The following is a 236-nucleotide window of genomic DNA, read 5'->3' as shown; positions in this document are numbered from 1 at the left end:
GATTGGCGTCAAGGGCGCAGCGCTGACCAATGCAATCTTCTGTCAGAAGCATTGTCATGTCATCCTTTTAAGCCCATCCAAGTTTGTGGACCCATTCTTTTGGGACATTATAGCCCAAAGAGGAATAAAATATTCTGAAATTTATTGCAAAGATGTTCCCAACAGTGCGTCTGAAAATCTTTCACATACGGACCTTCAAATCGACATAGCCAGTATCAAAACATTGTTGCAGAAAA

Annotated in this window: 1 protein-coding gene; it reads left to right on the top strand. The window is 41.1% G+C overall.

Annotated features, from left to right (window positions below; translation table 11 throughout):
• Positions 1–236, top strand: a 236-nt coding sequence (locus CVH10_RS24405; protein WP_146143406.1) for a glycosyltransferase 61 family protein, incomplete at both ends; no start/stop codon positions are given.

This window comes from Halomonas sp. ND22Bw (assembly GCF_003011945.1).
Taxonomy (GTDB): Bacteria; Pseudomonadota; Gammaproteobacteria; order Pseudomonadales; family Halomonadaceae; genus Halomonas; species Halomonas halophila.
This window is presented reverse-complemented; position numbering and strand designations above follow the sequence as displayed.